13 protein-coding genes are annotated in these 17,886 nt (G+C 65.3%); 5 read left to right on the top strand and 8 right to left on the bottom strand.

Annotated features, from left to right (window positions below):
* Positions 1 to 46 precede the first annotated feature (46 nt).
* From CHB97_RS06970 to CHB97_RS06960, 3 genes are all read right to left on the bottom strand, one after another.
* On the bottom strand, positions 47 to 1,069 hold the full coding sequence (locus CHB97_RS06970) for a CmpA/NrtA family ABC transporter substrate-binding protein (RefSeq protein WP_089287224.1): 1,023 nt from the start codon (positions 1,067 to 1,069) through the stop codon (positions 47 to 49).
* Between the two features lie 2 nt (positions 1,070 to 1,071).
* Positions 1,072 to 1,659, bottom strand: a complete 588-nt coding sequence (locus CHB97_RS06965) for an ANTAR domain-containing response regulator (RefSeq protein ID WP_089287223.1) — start codon at positions 1,657 to 1,659, stop codon at positions 1,072 to 1,074.
* A 193-nt stretch (positions 1,660 to 1,852) separates the two neighbouring features.
* A complete protein-coding gene (locus CHB97_RS06960) occupies positions 1,853 to 3,166 on the bottom strand; it encodes an MFS transporter (RefSeq protein ID WP_244559442.1) in 1,314 nt (437 codons plus the stop codon).
* A gap of 746 nt (positions 3,167 to 3,912) precedes the next feature.
* Here CHB97_RS06960 and nirB point away from each other — a divergent pair.
* The 4 genes from nirB (at position 3,913) to cysG (ending at position 11,012) form a co-directional block, all read left to right on the top strand.
* Positions 3,913 to 6,390 (top strand): nitrite reductase large subunit NirB, encoded by a 2,478-nt coding sequence (gene nirB / locus CHB97_RS06950; RefSeq protein WP_089287220.1) that lies wholly within the window; start codon positions 3,913 to 3,915, stop codon positions 6,388 to 6,390.
* A gap of 5 nt (positions 6,391 to 6,395) precedes the next feature.
* Positions 6,396 to 6,719 carry a nitrite reductase small subunit NirD gene (gene nirD / locus CHB97_RS06945; protein ID WP_089287325.1) on the top strand — a complete coding sequence of 108 codons (324 nt, stop codon included), beginning with the start codon at positions 6,396 to 6,398 and terminating at the stop codon, positions 6,717 to 6,719.
* 188 nt (positions 6,720 to 6,907) lie between these two features.
* Positions 6,908 to 9,562 carry a nitrate reductase gene (locus tag CHB97_RS06940; RefSeq protein WP_089287219.1) on the top strand — a complete coding sequence of 885 codons (2,655 nt, stop codon included), beginning with the start codon at positions 6,908 to 6,910 and terminating at the stop codon, positions 9,560 to 9,562.
* Complete coding sequence (cysG, locus tag CHB97_RS06935) at positions 9,537 to 11,012, top strand: siroheme synthase CysG (RefSeq protein ID WP_089287218.1); 1,476 nt, start codon at positions 9,537 to 9,539, stop codon at positions 11,010 to 11,012. Before CHB97_RS06940 ends, cysG begins: the two co-directional genes overlap by 26 nt.
* On the opposite strand, the gene CHB97_RS06930 is transcribed toward cysG, so the two are convergent.
* Positions 10,979 to 12,271: an SLC13 family permease gene (locus tag CHB97_RS06930; protein ID WP_089287217.1), complete on the bottom strand. Its 1,293-nt coding sequence runs from the start codon at positions 12,269 to 12,271 to the stop codon at positions 10,979 to 10,981. The two genes, cysG and CHB97_RS06930, sit on opposite strands and share 34 nt — an antisense overlap.
* A gap of 99 nt (positions 12,272 to 12,370) precedes the next feature.
* Between CHB97_RS06930 and CHB97_RS06925 the strand changes: the two genes are divergently transcribed.
* On the top strand, positions 12,371 to 13,255 hold the full coding sequence (locus tag CHB97_RS06925) for a LysR substrate-binding domain-containing protein (RefSeq protein WP_089287216.1): 885 nt from the start codon (positions 12,371 to 12,373) through the stop codon (positions 13,253 to 13,255).
* A gap of 4 nt (positions 13,256 to 13,259) precedes the next feature.
* Here CHB97_RS06925 and CHB97_RS06920 read toward each other — a convergent pair whose 3' ends face one another.
* The 4 genes from CHB97_RS06920 to CHB97_RS06905 are packed head-to-tail and all read right to left on the bottom strand — an operon-like array spanning position 13,260 to position 17,882.
* Positions 13,260 to 14,408, bottom strand: coding sequence for an FAD-binding oxidoreductase (locus tag CHB97_RS06920; protein WP_089287324.1), 1,149 nt, complete (start codon positions 14,406 to 14,408; stop codon positions 13,260 to 13,262).
* 2 nt (positions 14,409 to 14,410) lie between these two features.
* The gene (locus CHB97_RS06915; RefSeq protein ID WP_089287215.1) at positions 14,411 to 15,802 is read right to left on the bottom strand and encodes an NAD(P)/FAD-dependent oxidoreductase; all 1,392 of its coding nucleotides are present in this window, start codon (positions 15,800 to 15,802) and stop codon (positions 14,411 to 14,413) included.
* Positions 15,784 to 16,095: a (2Fe-2S)-binding protein gene (locus tag CHB97_RS06910; protein ID WP_244559441.1), complete on the bottom strand. Its 312-nt coding sequence runs from the start codon at positions 16,093 to 16,095 to the stop codon at positions 15,784 to 15,786. Before CHB97_RS06910 ends, CHB97_RS06915 begins: the two co-directional genes overlap by 19 nt.
* Positions 16,092 to 17,882 (bottom strand): ABC transporter ATP-binding protein, encoded by a 1,791-nt coding sequence (locus CHB97_RS06905; RefSeq protein ID WP_089287214.1) that lies wholly within the window; start codon positions 17,880 to 17,882, stop codon positions 16,092 to 16,094. The genes CHB97_RS06910 and CHB97_RS06905 overlap by 4 nt, the downstream gene beginning before the upstream one ends.
* Positions 17,883 to 17,886: the final 4 nt, after the last annotated feature.

Below are 17,886 nucleotides of genomic sequence, written 5' to 3'. Positions count from 1 at the left end.
ACAACCGGGTTGTTGATACCGACCTTTCCACCATATGGTTTAAATCTCAGCGATGTGAGTGGCTGAAGGCCGCATGATGGATATCCGGCCGCCATACGTCATCGGCAGCTGGGATTTGTGGTGGCCATTGTCCGGCAGCCATCATCTCCCTCATTATTTCCCGCGCAATATTGGGGCGGGGCAGGGTGGCGCCATCGCGGTGAAACAGGGGGGCGGTGCCCGGTTGCGCCAGGGCGGCCGCGATGATTTCCACGGGCAAACCGAGATGGCGCGGTTCTGCCAGCAGCGCTGCCAGGGCCTGCCGGTTCTCTGCCGCATCCGCCCAGAGGGCTGCCCGTGTCAGGGCGCGGATCAGCGACAGGGTGAGGTCGTGATTGTCCGCCAGCCAGCGCTGGCGCAGGCCCAGGACCTTTTCATGGCTGTCGGGCCAGATATCCTGCTTGGTGGCGACCAGCTTTCCCGTGCCGCGCATCACGGCGCGGCTGTTCCAGGGCTCCCCCACGCAATAACCGTCAATCCAGCCAGCGCCCAGGCTTTCGGCCATGCGCGGCGGGGCGATAATGCCCAGATTGACCTCGGTTGACGGATCAATCCCGCCGGCCAGCAGCCAGCGCCGCAATTCATAATGGTGGCAGGAAAAGGGAAAGACACTGGCAAAGGACAGCAAGGGCCGCCCGGCGGCGCGGTCGGCCAGAATGACCTTTTTCAGGGCAATCGCTGTGCCCAGGCCGGGCCGTTCCATGGCGGCCGGGTCAGCCGCCTGCATCCGGCCATAAAGGTCGGTGGAAACCGTGATGCCATTGCCGCCGCGCCCCAGCGCCATCGGCACCGCCATGGCGACCGGCGGAATACCGGCAAGGCCCAGATGCATGGCCAAGGGCAGGGGCGCCAATATATGGGCCGCGTCGATCAGCCCGAAGGCCAGCTTGTCGCGCAGGCTGGCCCAGGAGGATTCCCGCTCCAACGCCAGATCAATTCCTTCAGCGGCGGCAAATCCCATATCGGCGGCGACCAGGGGGATGGCGCAATCGATCAGCGGCACAAAGCCCAGCTTGACGGTGATGGCCATCCTCACAACTCCATCTCGAACGCGGTGATCACGCTTTGGGCAATGTCGGCCAGCTTGCGGTTCTGCTTCATGGCTGTGCGTCGCATCAGCGTATAGGCATCTTCTTCCGACAGGCCGCGATTTTTCATCAACAGGCCCTTGGCGCGTTCCACCAGCTTGCGGTCCTGCAATTTGGCCTGCGCCTCGTCCCGTTCCCGGCGCAGCCGGTCAAAGGCGTTGAAGCGGCTGACCGCCGTTTCCACAATTGGCTTGATCCGGTCCTGCCGCAAGCCATCCACCACATAGGCACTCACCCCCGCCTCGATGGCGGCGTGGATCATCTGGCTGTCGCTCTGGTCCACAAACATGGCGATGGGGCGCTGCACCTGACGGCTGACCTGGAACATCTGTTCCAGCGTGTCGCGGTCAGGGTTTTCCAGATCAATGATAATGACATCCGGGGCCAGCGCCTGGATACGGGCCAGCAGATTGACCGAAGGCCCGATGGTGGAAACCCGCACCCAGCCGGCTTCCACCAGCCCACGCTCCACCACCGCCGCCCGGTCGGGGCTGCCATCAATGATCAGGATGGAAAGATCGGCATTGCCCATGGTCGGTTTTTTGGTGCCTGTTTGGTGTGGCTGTTTGCGGAGATCGTAGAGAGTTTCGGGTGCAGTAAGGTACGGATGACTTGAGGGGAAACCTTCCACTCCTCTCCACCGTCACCCCGGCGCAGGCCGGGGTGACGGTGACGATGGGCTATCTGTGTACGGGGTGGCAGCCACCGATGCCACCCCATTCCCCTTACTCTGCCGCCACCACCACGGCACCCGGCTGCCGTGCCGCCGCATCCCGTTCGGCCAGAGCCGCTTCCAGCCGGCGCTTCTCCTCTGCCGCCACTTCGGGCGAGAAACGGATGGCCAGTGCCGCGAAAGAAGCAACGGTGACGCCGATGCCCAGATAGAACAGTCCTTGCTGATAGCTCAGGCTTTCCGATTTGAACAGGAACCCGGCAACCACCGCACCCATATTGCCGCCAGCGCCAACAATACCGGCCACGGCCCCCAGTGCCTTGCGGTTGATGAAGGGGACGATGCCAAAGGTGGCACCACAGCCCAGTTGCACAAAGATGGAGAACATCATCATGGCTGCTACGGCGGCGACCAAAACCCCCATCTGGGAGAACAGGATCAACGCCAGCCCTTCCAAGAACAGCACGGCGAATAGCAGAAGCACCCGACCCCGCAGGCCCGATTTGGTCGCCAGCCGGTCAGAGATAAAGCCGCCCAGTGTGCGGGCAAACAGGCACATGGCACCGAACAGGCCGGCAATCATGCCGGCGGTGGCCAGATCCAGCTTGAACTTGTCGAAGAAATAGATCGCCGCAATATTGTGCAACGTCAGTTCCACGCCAAAGCAGGCACCATAGGCGATGAACAGGGCCCAGACGCGGATATCGCGGGCGGCCACGGCGAAGCTGTGCAGGCCGCCCAGCCCATCGCGCCCGGCAGCCAGCGCACCGCTGGACCGCAGTTCAGCGAAATTCCCCTCCGGGCAATCCTGGGTGAAGTTCCAATAGAGCCAAGCGGCGACCAGCAGCACCAGCCCCGGCACCACCATGGCCAGCCGCCAGCCCATGGTCTCTTCCACGCCCAGCGACACGATGGCCGCCATGATCAGCGGCATCATCATCTGGGTGATCCCGCCGCCCAGATTGCCCCAGCCCGCCGTGGTGGCATTGGCCGTGCCCACCACATTGGGCGCGAACATCACCGAGGTATGGTACTGGGTGATGACGAAAGAGGCACCGATGGCCCCGATGGCCAGCCGGGCCAGCAGGAACGTTTCGTAACTATGGGCCAGCCCGATGCACATCACCGGGATGGAGCCCAGCACCAGCAGCCCCGTATAGGTTTTACGCGGCCCCAACCGGTCGCAAAGCGGCCCGATAGCCAACCGCACCAGCACGGTGATGGCGACCGAGGCAATGATGGTATTGCCGATCTGAGCCTTGGTCAGGCCCAAATCCTCTCGCACCACCGCCATCAGGGGGGCGATGCCGAACCAGCCGAAAAAGCAGAGAAAAAACGCGAACCACGTCAGGTGAAAGGCGCGCATCTGCACTGTCTTCAAGGAGAACAGGTCTATGCGCGTTGCTTTATGCCGGATTTCCATCGTGCGAGCCCCTACGTCCCGGGCCGCTGGCGCTTGATTGTCCGCGCGCGGCCGCTTGAGTTCACCCGTCGGGCCATCCGCACCGTCACGATATCCAACACGATATCATCCACGCTGCGGGCGGCCATGCGATAAGGCACCTGTCGCCGATCCGGCCGGGGGGCCGTGTGATCGGTTTCAGGCGCCATTGCCTGGTCGTCCGCCATTGGACGATGTCGTTTCTCTCCCTGCGTCGGGAGTGCTGCACAATCAGCAACGGTCATGCCAATTCCGGTGCAATGCGGTAGGGGGTTGATGAATAAGGATAATCACGCTTTCGGCCCTGGATCGGTGTAAGGGGAGACTGTTCGCCACTGCACAAATTAGAGGCTTTCATCAGCAGGTGCCTTGATTTTGCGCAATAATCATCCACGCTCCTTGCCCTGCTTTCAGTCTCATATTTTAAGGTTCAAGCCTTATCAAACTCTTAGCGTCCTGTGCCCCGGTTGGCACGGCTTTCGCTAAGATCAGGGCAGGCCAGCAACGCTGCTGGCCCCTGCCGCCCTGGAAGGGGTGGCAACATAGGGTGCCCAAGGCCGGGCCCCACCGGATAATGGCGTCCGAACATGTGATCGATCCCTTGCGGGTCGGCTGCATGGTCGGACGCCTTTTTTATTGCGCATTTTTTGCGCGAGCGAGGATGGACCGACATGACGACCAACCATTCTTCTCCCCCCGACGGCGCCCACAAGCCCCGCCTTGTCGTGATCGGCAACGGCATGGCCGGTATCCGCGCCGTGGAAGAATTGCTGGACCGGGCCCCCGGCCTTTATGACATCAGCGTCTTTGGCGCCGAACCACGGGTCAATTACAACCGCATCATGCTGTCGCCGTTGCTGTCGGGGGAAAAGACCTTCGACCAGATCGTCATCAATGACCGGGATTGGTATACGGCTAACGACGTTACCCTTCACGCCGGCGACGCGGTGGAGATGATTGATCGCCAGCGGCAGGTCGTCATCACAAAATCCGGCTTGGAATGCCCCTATGACCGGCTGCTGATCGCCACCGGCTCCATGCCCATCGTCATTCCCATTCCCGGTGCCCGCCTGCCCGGCGTTGTCACCTTCCGCGATGTGGATGATGTGGATACCATGCTGGCCGCCAGCGCCAAGGGCGGCCATGCCGTGGTGATCGGCGGTGGCTTGCTGGGGCTGGAAGCCGCTGTCGGGCTGAAGGCGCGCGGCATGGATGTGACGGTGTTGCATCTGGCCGGCCATCTGATGGAACGCCAGTTGGATGCCTCTGCCGGCCATCTGCTGGCCAAGGAACTGGAACGGCGCGGGCTGACCGTGCTGACCGGGGCTGACACGGCCGCCATTTTGGGCGACAGCCATGTCACCGGCGTGGCCCTGAAGGATGGCACCGAACTGCCCGCCGATCTGGTGGTGATGGCTGTCGGCATCCGCCCGGATACAAGGCTGGCCACATCCGCCGGGCTGGAGGTGGGGCGCGGCATCCTGGTGGATGACCATATGGTCACCAGCGACCCCGCCATCATGGCGGTGGGTGAATGCGTGCAGCATCGTGGCTCCTGCTACGGCCTGGTGCAGCCGCTGTTTGAGATGGCCAAGGTGCTGGCCGACCATCTGGCCGGGCGCAAGGGCGTTGGCTATGCCGGCTCCGTCACCTCCACCAAGCTGAAAGTCACCGGCGTGGATGTGTTCTCCGCCGGCGATTTCAGCGGCGGTCCGGGGACCGAAGATATCGTGTTCCGCGATGCCGGGCGCGGCATCTATAAGCGGATCGTGTTGGAAGAAGGCCGCATCAAGGGGGCGGTGCTGTATGGCGATACCGGTGATGGTGGCTGGTATTTCCAACTGCTGAGGGCGGGGGAGGATGTTTCGCCCCTGCGTGATACGCTGATTTTCGGCCAGGGTTTCGCCCCTTCGGAAGGCGGTGCGGCAAACCCTACCGCCGCCGTTGCGGCGCTGCCTGATACGGCGGAAATCTGCGGCTGCAACGGCGTCTGCAAGGGCACCATCGTCAAGGCCATTCAGGAGAAGGGCCTGACCACGCTGGATGCGGTGAAGGCCTGCACCAAGGCATCGGCTTCGTGTGGTTCCTGCACCGGTCTGGTGGAAGGGTTGCTGGCCCACACGCTGGGTGGGGATTATCAGGCGGCTGGCGTCAAGCCGATGTGCAAATGCACCGACCATGACCATGACAGCGTGCGCCGCCTGATCCGTGTGCAGGGGCTGAAATCCATCCCCGATGTGATGCAGGCGCTGGAATGGAAGACGCCCGATGGCTGCCATTCCTGCCGCCCGGCGCTGAATTATTATCTGCTGGCCTCCTGGCCCGGTGAATATGTTGATCACGCCGCCAGCCGTTTCGTGAATGAACGGGTCCACGCCAATATCCAGAAAGACGGCACCTATTCCGTTGTGCCGCGCATGTGGGGCGGGCTGACCAATGCCAGCGAGCTGCGCGCCATCGCCGATGTGGTGGAGAAGTTTGACATCCCCACCGTGAAGGTGACGGGCGGTCAGCGCATCGACCTGCTGGGTGTGAAGAAGGATGATCTGCCCGCCGTCTGGGCCGATTTGAACGCGGCGGGCATGGTCTCCGGTCACGCCTATGGCAAGTCGCTGCGCACGGTGAAGACCTGCGTCGGGTCGGACTGGTGCCGCTTTGGCACGCAGAAATCGCTGGAGGTCGGCGTCAATCTGGAACGCATGACCTGGGGTTCCTGGACGCCGCACAAATTCAAAATGGCGGTTTCCGGCTGTCCGCGAAACTGTGCAGAGGCCACCATCAAGGATTTCGGCGTCATCGCCACCGATGGCGGTTTCGATCTGCTGGTCGGCGGCAATGGTGGCATCAAACTACGCGGCACCGACCTGCTGGCCAAGGTGACGACGGAAGAAGAGGTGCAGGAATATTGCGCCGCCTTCATGCAGCTTTACCGCGAAGAAGCACACTACCTGGAACGCACCGCCCCCTGGATTGAGCGGGTGGGGCTGGATTTCGTCAAGGCGCGGGTGGTGGATGACGCCGAAAACCGCCGCGCCCTGCATGAAAGGTTCCTGGCCAGCCAGCGCCATGCCCAGGTCGATCCCTGGGCCGAACGCGCCCCCGGCACCGCCGCCGCCCGTGATTTCCGCACGCTTGCTACTGTGGAGTGACCATCATGCACCGTCCGCTTGATTGGAAAGATATCGGCCAGCTTACCGACATTCCGGTGCAGGGCGCGCGGCGGGTGGAACACCCGGCTGGCCGCATCGCCGTGTTCCGCACCATTGATGATCAGATCTTCGCCCTGCGCGATGAATGCCCGCACAAGAAGGGGCCTCTGTCAGAAGGCATTGTGCATGGTCATGCCGTGACCTGCCCGCTGCATAATTGGGTGATTGACCTTGCAACGGGCGCGGCGACCGGCCCGGACGAAGGCTGCACCGGCCATATCCCGGTGCGGGTGGAGGGGGACCGGGTGCTGTTGGGGTTGGTGGGGTAGGGGGCGGGTCGTCTTCCGTCTTCAATTTTTTATTTGCCTCCCCCGCGAAAGCGGGGGTCCAGGGCCACAAGAACCACGCTTCAGAGCCCTTGGCCCCTGGATCCCCGCTTCCGCGGGGAAAGCAGGAAAGAGCAAGCGGTTCTGTCCGTCTCGAACCTCGCGCTTCCTCCCCCCAACCCGGAGCCCCCATGCCCACCCCCGAAATCCGCACCACCTGTCCTTATTGCGGCGTTGGCTGTGGCGTGATCGTCAGTGCCACGCGCGATGGCTGGGCTGTGGGTGGTGATCCCGACCATCCTGCCAACAAGGGCCGGCTCTGCTCCAAGGGGGCGGCCCTGATTGATACTGTCACGGCGGAAGCTAAAGGCGATGTGCGCCTGACCCAGCCGATGGTCGATGGAAACCCCGCCCCCTGGGACAGCGCCATCCGCGCCGTGGCTGACCGGCTGTTGGCCACCCTGGCCGACCATGGCCCCGATGCCGTCGCCTTCTACGTCTCCGGTCAGTTGCTGACGGAGGATTACTATGTCGCCAACAAGCTGATCAAAGGCTTCATTGGCAGCCCGCATATCGACACCAATTCCCGGCTTTGCATGGCCTCCACTGTGGCCGGGCATAAACGCGCCTTCGGGGCCGATGTGGTGCCCGGCTGTTATGAGGATCTGGAACTGGCCGATCTGGTGGTGCTGGTCGGCTCCAACCTCGCCTGGTGCCATCCGGTGCTGGCCCAACGGTTGCGCGCGGCGCGCCAGCAGCGTGGCACCCGCGTGGTGTTGATCGACCCGCGCGGCACCGCCAGTTCTGACTTGGCGGATCTGCATCTTGCCCTAAAACCCGGCAGCGATGTCGCCCTGTTCAACGGTCTGCTGGCCCATCTAGAACAGGCGGGTGCCATCGACCGCGACTATGCGCTGCGCCATGTGCAGGGGCTGGAGGCAGCGCTGGAGGCAGCATACGCCGATGCCGCCGATGTGGCGGAAAGCTGCGGCCTGGACCCCGCCGATCTGGCCACCTTCTACGACTGGTTCACCGTCACCCCGCGCACCGTCACTGTGTTCAGCCAGGGGGTCAACCAGTCCTCACGCGGGACGGACAAGGTGAATGCCATCCTGAATGTGCATCTGGCCACGGGCCGGGTGGGCAAGCCGGGTTCCAGCCCCTTTTCCGTCACCGGCCAGCCCAATGCCATGGGCGGGCGGGAGGTGGGGGGGCTGGCCAACCAACTGGCCGCCCATATGAACCCCGATGACCCGCTGGATGTGGAACGGCTGCGCCGGTTCTGGAAGGCACCAGCGCTGAAGGGTGGCCAGGGCTTGAAGGCGGTGGACATGTTCCGCGCCATCCGCGATGGGCGGATCAAGGCGCTGTGGATCATGGCCACCAACCCCGCCGTCAGCCTGCCGGAATCCGATCTGGTGCGCGATGCGCTGGCCCTGTGCCCCACGGTCATTGTCTCCGATATCGTCACGGATACTGACAGCCTGCGCCATGCCCATATCCGCCTGCCGGCGCTGGGCTGGGGGGAGAAGGACGGCACCGTCACCAATTCTGAACGGCGGATTTCCCGCCAGCGTGCCTTCCGCCAAGGGCCGGGGGAGGCGAAACCGGATTGGTGGATCATGACCCAGGTGGCCAGGGCCATGGGTTTTGTGGCGGCCTTTCCCTATCGCACGGCGGTGGAGATTTTCCGCGAACATGCCGCCCTCTCGGATTTTGAAAATGATGGTTTGCGCGCCTTTGATATCGGCGCCATGGCGCGGGTACGGGACGGCGATTACCAGCAGATGGCCCCCTTCCAATGGCCCTTGCTGGCGGGGGCCAAGCGGGGAACGGACCGGCTTTATGGCGACGGGCGGTTCAGCCATGCCAATGGCAAGGCCCGCATGGTGGCTGTGCGCCAGCAGGCGCCGGTAGAACGCGCCTCCTTGCGCTTTCCGCTGATCGCCAATACCGGGCGTTATCGAGACCAGTGGCACACTATGACCCGCACCGGGCTGGCCGCCCGCCTGTCGGCGCATCGGCCCGAACCGTTGCTGGAAATGCACCCCGATGATGCGGCGGCCGGCGGGCTGGAGGAGGGCGATCTGGCCCGCGTCACCAGCCTGCGGGGGGAGGTGGTGATGCGCCTGTCCATCACCAATGATCAGCGGCCGGGACAGGTGTTCCTTCCCATGCATTGGAACGATCTGTTTGCCAGCCGGGGCGGGATCAGCCGGCTGGTCACCGGCCATGTGGATGCCATTTCCGGCCAGCCGGAAAGCAAGCATGTGCCGGTGCGGGTGGAGCCCTGGCGCACCCAATGGGCCGGGCTGCTGTTCACCGCCCGGTCCCTGGTGCTGCCCTTGGCGCTGGATGATGTGCCCTATTGGGTACGGCAGGAGGCGGGGGATTGCCGCATCCACGAACTGGCGGGCGATGCACCGCCTGTGCTGACAGGGTTGGGGGATTGCGAGCATCTGGAATATCAGGATGCCACCCGCGCCATCGCCCGTCATGCCTGGCTGGACCAGGGGCGGCTGGTCGCCTGCCTATTCATCGGCCCGCAGCGCCCCCAGGTGGCGCGTGACTGGCTGGCCCGCCTGTTTGCCCAGCCCGCCCTGTCCGCCGCTGACCGCGCCCTGCTGCTGGCTGGCCGATCGCGCGATGCTGGGGCCGATGCCGGTCCCATTGTCTGTTCCTGCTACGGCGTCGGCCGCGCGGCCATCGCCGCCGCCGTTGCCGATGGCCGCGCCACCAGTGTGGAAGCGGTGGGCAAGCTGTTATCCGCCGGTACCGGTTGCGGTTCCTGCGTTCCCGAGATTAAGGAGATCATCCGTCATGCTGCACCCGTCGTTGCCGCCTGAAGGGCCGATGCCCTATTTCCCGGTCTTCATGGATCTGCGGGGCCGCCGCGTGCTGCTGGCCGGCGGGGGCGATGCCGCTGCTGCCAAGGCCCGGCTGCTGCACCGTGCCGGGGCCGACATCCTGCTGCTGGCCGCACGGCTGGAACCGGAAATGGCTGAATTGCTGCACGCCCAGTCCATCGCGCGCTGGGAAAGCGATTTCCGTCCCGGTCTGCTGGATGGGGTGGTGCTGGCCATTGACGGGGCCGGTGACCCGGACCTGACCGACCGTATCCGCTCCGCCGCCTTTTCCCGCAATGTGCCGGTCAATGTGGTGGATGTGCCGGAACAGTGCGATTTCATTGTGCCGGCCATTCTGGACCGCGCCCCCGTGGTGGTGGCTGTTTCCACCGGCGGTGATGCCCCGGCGCTGGCCCGCATCATCCGCCAGCGGCTGGAAAGTGCCATCCCCGCCGGCATCGGCCGGCTGGCCCGTGCGGCGGCGCGCTGCCGCTCCCAGGTGCGGGCGCAGCTGTCCGGCACGCGGGCGCGGCAGCGTTTCTGGGACCGGATGCTGGGCGGTGAACAGGCTGACCGGCTGATGCAGATGGGGGAGGATGCCGCCGCCGCCTACATCCTGGCTGAACTGGAAAAGCATGATGCGGCGGGGCAGGGCGAAGGCGGCGCGGTGGCGCTGGTCGGTGCCGGTCCCGGCGATCCCGGCCTGCTGACCCTGCACGCCGCCCGCGCCATTGAGACGGCGGACATCATTCTGCATGATGCGCTGGTATCCCCTGCTATTCTGTCGCTGGCGCGGCGGGAATGCCGGCTGGTGCCAGTGGGCAAGCGGGCGGGTCTTCCCTCCGTCGCCCAGGGCTTCACCAACCGGATGCTGGCGGCCTTCGCCCGGCGGGGCCTGCGGGTGGTGCGGCTGAAGGGGGGCGATCCGTTCATTTTCGGGCGCGGCGGGGAGGAGGCAGCCTATCTGCGCGAACAGGGGATTGCCGTGCGCATCATCCCCGGCATCACCGCCGCGGCCGGGGCCGCCGCCATGCTGGGCCTGCCGCTGACCCATCGCGGCGTTGCCCGGTCCCTGCGGCTGGTGACGGCGCAGTGCCAGAGCCGGGCGGACACCGACGCCATCGACTGGGCAAGCATGGCCGACCCTACCACCACCCTGGCCATCTATATGGGCCGCGACCGGGCGGGGGACATTGCCCATGCATTGATGAAAGCCGGCCTTCCCCCGCAAACGCCGGCGGCGCTGATCGCCAATGCTTGCCGGGCGGATGCCAGCCACCATTTCGCCCCGGTAAGCCAGATGGAAGCGGCCGCCATGGCAGTTCCGGCAGAGGCGCCGGCCCTGATCCTGATCGGCGATGCCGTGGCCCAGGCGCCGGGCTGGGCTGCCGCCATGCTGACCGCCTTGTCACAACCTCACAACCAGCCCAGCAGGTTGAACCATAGATAATCCAGCGGCAGCAGGATCAGATAGGTACCCAGGGCCACGGCCAGACACAGCTTGATCCCTTGCCGGGCCGTCACCTGCGCCATCCCCATCGCCACCGCGATGGGGGAGGACTGATAGGGCAGCAACGGCGTGGCATAGCCGATGACCTGGATCATCAGCAGCCCGGTAAGGGAAAAGCCAGTGGCCCCCGCCAACTGGCTGGCCAGGGGGGTGAAGATGGCAGGCACGCCATTGGCCGTGACGGCGAAATTCAGGGCAGCCACCAACCCGGCAATGGCAGCAAAGTTACCGGCCGGTGCCTGTGGGTCCAGCGGCAGCAGGCGCAACAGCCCGGTCCCGATCAAGGCCCCCAGCCCGGTATGGGCGACGACGGCTGCCAGGCCCAGAATGCCGGCAATATAGAGACAGGTGCGAAAATTGACGCCACTGGCAAAATCCTCCCCGCTGAGAAAGCCGATGCGGGGCAGCAGGCAGAGGCAGGCCGATGCCAGACCGATCCAGGCGGGGGATATCCCGTGCAGCGTGTCGGTCATCCACAGGGCCAATGTTGCCAGCAGCAACAGGCCCAGCCGCCTTTCCGCTGTTGTCAGCGGGGAGGGCGCCTGATCATCCGTCACCGGCTGCGGCATGGCCGGGAACAGCAGGCGGATACAGGCGATCAGCAGCAGCCCCTTCAGGATACCCAGCACCGGCCCGTGCAGCAGCAGATAGGGCAGATAGGCCAGATGCACGCCATAGGTCGCCTCCGCCGCGCCGGCCATCACCAGATTGGGCACATTGGCCGGCAGAATGCTGGCCGAAAGCTGGAAGGTGCCGAACCCCACCGCCAGGGCCAGCCCCGCCCGCCCGGTACTGCCCGGTAGCAGCTTTGCCCGGTCGGCCATGGCCATAATGATCGGCATCAGGAGGGCAATCCGCCCCATGTTGGAGGGCATGACGAAGGCCAGCGCATAGGTCATACCCACCACGCCGGCCACCATGCGCCACCAGGAACCGGTCAGATGGGGGGAGAGCCAGCGGGCGGCCCGATCCGCCAGCCCCACCTTGCGGATGGCCGCCCCCAGCACAAAGCCGCTGAGGATCAACCAGAAGGCCGCCGACGCGAAGCCGGAAAAGATCACCCCCGGTGGGGCCACGGCCAGGATGGTGGCCCCGGCGAAGAACAGCAAAGCGGTCAGATATTCCGGCAGGCGCGCGGTTGCCCACAGCGCAATCGTCACGGCAACCAGGGCAGTGGGGAGCAGCAGATCGGCGGGCATAGCGCGTCCATCCTTCGTTTTTTTGTAAGCTACAGAGGCTTTTTCCCGCTTGGTATCTGTATTATCGAAGGTAATCCTTCGTAAAAAACAGAGGATGCGATGCACCCGCCCGATCTGGATGATCTGAACCTGTTCCGCCATATCGCCGAGGCTGGCAGCATCACAGCCGGCGCGGCGCGGGCACATATCGCCCTGGCGGCAGCAAGCACCCGGGTGCGTGCAATGGAAGCGGCCTTGCGCACCCGCCTGTTCGACCGCAGCCGCCAGGGCGTGGTGCTGACGCCTGCCGGTCATGCCCTGCTGGCCCATGCCCGCACCCTGCTGGGGGAGGCTGAGCGGATGCGCGACGACATGGCACTGTTTGCCGACGGGGCGGGCGGGCGCGTCCGCCTGCTTTGCAACACCAATGCGCTGACGGAATTCCTGCCGGAAGCGCTGGGCCGCTTTCTGGTGGCCTGCCCCGGCATCACCATTGATCTGCAGGAACGGTTAAGTGACGAAATTGTCGGGCTGGTGGCGCAAGGCGCCGCCGATCTGGGCATTGTCGCCAGCACGGTGGATACGGGCGATCTGGTGATCTTTCCCTTCCGCGCGGACCGGCTGGTGCTGGTGGTGCCGGAGGGCGATCCGCTGGCGGGGCGGCCCGCCGCCAGCTTCGCCGATATCCTGGCCCGCGATCTGGTGGGGCTGGACCCGTCCAGCGCCCTGCAGCAATTCCTGGCCGACCGGGCGATGCGCACGGGTGGCCGGCTGCGCCTGCGGGTGCAGTTGCGCAGTTTCGATGCCGTCTGCTTGATGGTGGAAGCAGGGGTGGGCATCGGCATTGTGCCGGAAACCACCGCCCTGCGTGCCAGCCGTACCATGCGGCTGGCCATCATCCCCATTGCGGATGCCTGGGCCAGCCGGGAATTGCTGATCTGTATCCGCGATTATGCCGCCCTGTCGGCCAGCAGCCGGCGGCTGGTGGATCATTTGCGTGGCTGAAAGCTCAGCTTTCTGCCTTCTGGAACCTTGCGATATCGTAATGAGACAGGTCTATCGCGGTCGTTCCGGTATCGATCAGTTCTGCCATCGTCTCCCCCACGCCCGGCCCGATCTGAAAGCCGGAACCCGAAAAGCCAAAGGCGTAGAAAAGTCCGCTGGTGGTGGCCGACCGTCCCATCACCGGCATACTGTCAGGCAGATAGCCTTCAATCCCCGTCCAGACACGGATGATGTTCAGGTTGGCCAGGGCCGGGGCCAGTCGGCGGATTTGTTTCAACTGCTTCATCGTGTTCTGCGGCAGCACATAGGCGCGGTACTGGTCGGGATGGGCCGGGCCGCGCGTGCTGCCGCCCAGGATGATATTGCCGCGTGCCACCTGGCGGAAGTAAACCGTCTCCTCCTCCACCGGGGTCATTACGCCCACGGCGGGGGCGATGGCATAGGGGACCGGTTCGGTGACGCTCATATTCGGCCCGCGCGGGGTGATGGGCACCGGCTCCCCGAATTGCTGCGACAGTTTATTGCCCCAGGCCCCGGCGGTGATCAGCAGGATGGGCGCCCGGAAGCTGCGGCCATCCTCCGCCGTCACCACGAAATCCGTGCCCTGCTTGGCGGCATGGATGATGCGGGTATTTTCAAACACCTGCGCGCCGGCCCTTTGTGCGGCACGGGCAAAGGCAGGTGCTGTCAGGCGCGGGTTGGCGTGGCCATCCATGGCGGAATAGGAACCGGCCAGCACATCCGGCCCGAAAAAGGGAAAGCGGTCGCGCAGGGCATTGCCGGTCAACAGTTCCAGGTCTAGCCCGACATGCCGGGCCTCGGCCGCATATTCCTCCATCTTGGCGATATTTTCCGGCCGCTCCCGATAGCAGACGCGGATATGGCCGGATTGCAGATATTCCACATCCGCGCCCAGCAGTTCATTGGCGCGGCGCCAGATGGCAAGGGCACGGTTGGCCAGGGGCAATTGGTGGATGGGCCGACCCTGCCGGCGCACATTGCCGAAATTGGTGCCGCTGGCCTGCCGTCCCACCAGATCGCTTTCCAGCAGGGTGACGGAACGGCCGCGCTGGCGCAGGAACAGGGCGGCGGACGTGCCCATCAGGCCGCCGCCGACAATCAGCACATCGCTGACGGAAACCGGGCTTGCCATGATCATTCCTCCCCTTCCGGTGCAATGGCGACCGGCAACGGCTTCACCGGGGCCTGTCCGCGCAGGCGGCCCACCTGTTCCACCGGGATATTGGCGCAGGCGGCAATCACCTCCGCCCCGGCATGGCCGCAATAGCGGCCCTGGCACCGGCCCATGCCGACCCGGCTGAACGCCTTGGCGCGGTTGGCCTCTTTCGCTCCCGTTTCATTGACCACCCGGCGCAGATCGCCGGCCGTTACGGCCTCGCAACGGCAGACAATGGCCTCATCCGGCAGGTTGGCCGCCTGTTCATGCGGCCAGGGGAAGGCGGTGGCAAGGCCACGGGCGAAGCGGGCATAGGATGCCACCTGCCGGCGCAGATGGGTCACTGTCAGCGGGTCCACCGGGCGGCCCAGATCAGCCAGCGCCGCCAAGGCGGCCAGCCTGCCACTGACCTCTGCCGACCGTGCGCCCAGGATGCGGGCGCCATCGCCGGCCAGATAGACGCCGGCCACGCTGGCCCGCCCATCCAGGTCGCGTTTGGGCAGCCATTGCCTGGTCTTGGCATCGAAGGCGAACTCGCAGCGGGCCAGATCGGCCAACTGGGTTTCCGGGCGCAAATGATAGCCCAGCGCCACCGCATCGGCAGCGAATTCCCGTTCCGTGCCATTGGCCAGCCGCACGCGTACACCATTGACGCCGTTTTCGGCATCCCCGATGATTTCCAGCGGCGTCACCCCGGTCAGCACCGGCACGCCGGCCTTGGCCAGGGCGCGGGTCAGCGCCACACCATCGGCCAGGATGCCGGGCTGGGCGATCAAATCCACCGCCGCGCGCAGCCGGTTGCTGAAGGGGGAGGTGTCCAGCACGGCGGCGACCTTGGCGCCCGCCTTCACATATTGGCTGGCCACCAGATAAAGCAGCGGCCCGCTGCCCATGAACACCACATTGGCGCCGATGGCGCAGGCTTGCGCCTTCAGCGCCACCTGTGCCGCCCCCAGACTATAGGCCCCGGCATAATGCCAGCCCTTGACCGGCATCAGCCGGTCGGTGGCCCCGGTGCACAGGATCAGCGCATCATAGGGCAGGGTGGCGTATCCCTGTTCCGAGGCGGTCCAGACCTGCCCATCGGCAATGTTCCAGACCAGCGTGTCGGGCCGGTAATCCACCGCCACGGCGATGGCATCGAAACCATCATGCACCGCCTGGGCGCGTGCGGCTTCCGTGCCATAAAGTTCCTGATGGGTACGGCGGAAATTGGCCGGTTGGCGGCGGTAAATCTGGCCGCCGGCGCGGGCGGCCTCGTCAATCACCACCGGGCGGATGCCGGCTTCCAGCAGGGTTTGCGCGGCGCGCACGCCGGCAGGGCCGGCCCCCACCACCACAACACGGGGGGTTACTTCGCGGTCGGCCATGATGCCCCCGGCTGGCTGGTGGAAATACGCAAACCGGTGCTGACCGGGGTGGAACAGGCGCGCAGGCGGCTGCCATCCTCCGTCCAGACCCAGCAATCCTGGCAGGCGGCCATCAGGCAGAAACCGGCGCGTTTGCCATCACCGAATTCCGATGTCCGCAGCACCCTGCCGGCCGCCAGCATGGCCACCATCAGCGTGTCGCCTTCCATCGCCGTTACCGGCTGGCCGTCCACATGAAGGGTCAGCGGCGCACGGTCCTGTTCGGCCAGCCGCACGAAACGTCCTTGGGTCAATTCACCGCCTCCGGGTGATGGCACAGAATATCGCTGCCGCCGGGCAGGTGATGGCGCGGCGGGGTGAACTGGTTGCATAGACCGTCAATGCGGGCGGTGCAACGCGGCAGGAACCGGCAGAGATCGGCGCCATCCAGCGCCGGCCCGATGGCGGGCGGGGCGGGCCTTGCCGCCTGTTCCTCCAGCCAGCCGGCCCGCAATTCCGGCACGGAGCCGACCAGCAGATCGGTATAGGGATGAAAGGGCGGGGCCTGATAGGCGGCGCGCGGACCGATTTCCACCGCCGTGCCGCCATACAGCACCATGATATCATCACAGATGGCACACACGGTGCCGATATCATGGCTGATGAACATATAGGCCAGCCCCAGTTCACGGCGCAGTTCGGCCAGCAGATCCAGGATGGCCGCCCCCACCACCGTATCCAGGGCCGAGGTGACCTCATCACACAGGATCAGGTCGGGCTTGGCGGCCAGCGCGCGGGCCAGGTTGATGCGCTGTTTCTGCCCGCCGGACAGGCCGCTACAGGCCCGCCCCGCCAAGCTGGCGGGCAGGCGGATAAGGTCCAGCAGCTCGGCCATGCGCTTGCGCTGTGCCGCCCCTTTCAGCCCGTGATAGAAGCGCAAGGGGCGGCCGAGTATCTCTTCCACACTGTGGGCGGGGTTCAGGGCCGTGTCCGCGTTCTGGAAGACAAGCTGGATGCGGCGGAACTGGTCGCGGCTGCGCTGTTCCAGCCCACCGGGCAGGCGTTGCCCGTCGAAATTCACCGCCCCGCTGGCCGGGCGGATCAACCCGGCCACCACGCGGGCCAGGGTGGATTTACCGGACCCGCTTTCCCCGATCACCCCCAGCGTGGCCCCCTTGGCGATGGACAGGCTGATATCGCGCAACACGGGGATTTCTGGCCGTCCGGTATTGTCCACCTTGCCATAGCCGGCGAACAGGCCCTTGATTTCTAGCAAGGGCGCCTGGGCCGGCGGCACTGCCGGGGCCGGCTTCGGCGCCGGACGGGCGGCCGCCATCAGGGTGCGGGTATAATCATCCGTCGGGCTTTGCAGCACCTGGGCGGCGACCCCGGCTTCGCGCACCCGCCCCTTGTTCAGCACCAGAATCTGGTCGGCCATCTGCGCCACCACGGCCAGATCGTGCGACACATAGATGGCCGTGGCCCCCTGGCTGGCCACGGCGTGCTTGAAGGCGCGCAGCACCTCAATCTGCGTGGTCACGTCCAGGGCGGTCGTCGGTTCATCCAGGATCACCAGTTCAGGCCCGGTGATCAGCGCCATCGCCGCCATCAGCCTTTGCAACTGCCCACCGGAAAGCTGATGCGGATAACGGTTGCCGATACTGTCCGGCTGGGGCAGGGCCAGCGCCTTGAACAGGGAAACGGCCTTTGCTTCGGCCGTCTTGCGGTCCATCCGCCCATGGATCAGGGCCGGTTCCACCACCTGATCCATGATGCGCTTGGACGGGTTGAAGGAAGCAGCGGCACTTTGTGCGATATAGGCCACCCGATCACCGCGCAAGGCGGCCAGCCCCGGTTCATCCAGCCCCAAAATGTCGGTATCGCCCAGCCTTATGCTGCCGCCGGCGATGCGGCAGCCGCTGCGGGCATAGCCCATCAGCGTCAGGGCGATGGTGGTCTTGCCCGATCCGCTTTCGCCGATCAGCGCCAGCACGCCACCGCGCGGGATGGTGAAATCCACCCCCTCTACAATGGTGATGGCGCTGTCATCCTTGCCCCCGGCGGTGACGCGCAGCCCCTTGACCTCCACATGTGGTTTCATGGTG

The organism is Azospirillum sp. RU38E (assembly GCF_900188385.1).
Classification (GTDB): Bacteria; Pseudomonadota; Alphaproteobacteria; order Azospirillales; family Azospirillaceae; genus Niveispirillum.
This window is presented reverse-complemented; position numbering and strand designations above follow the sequence as displayed.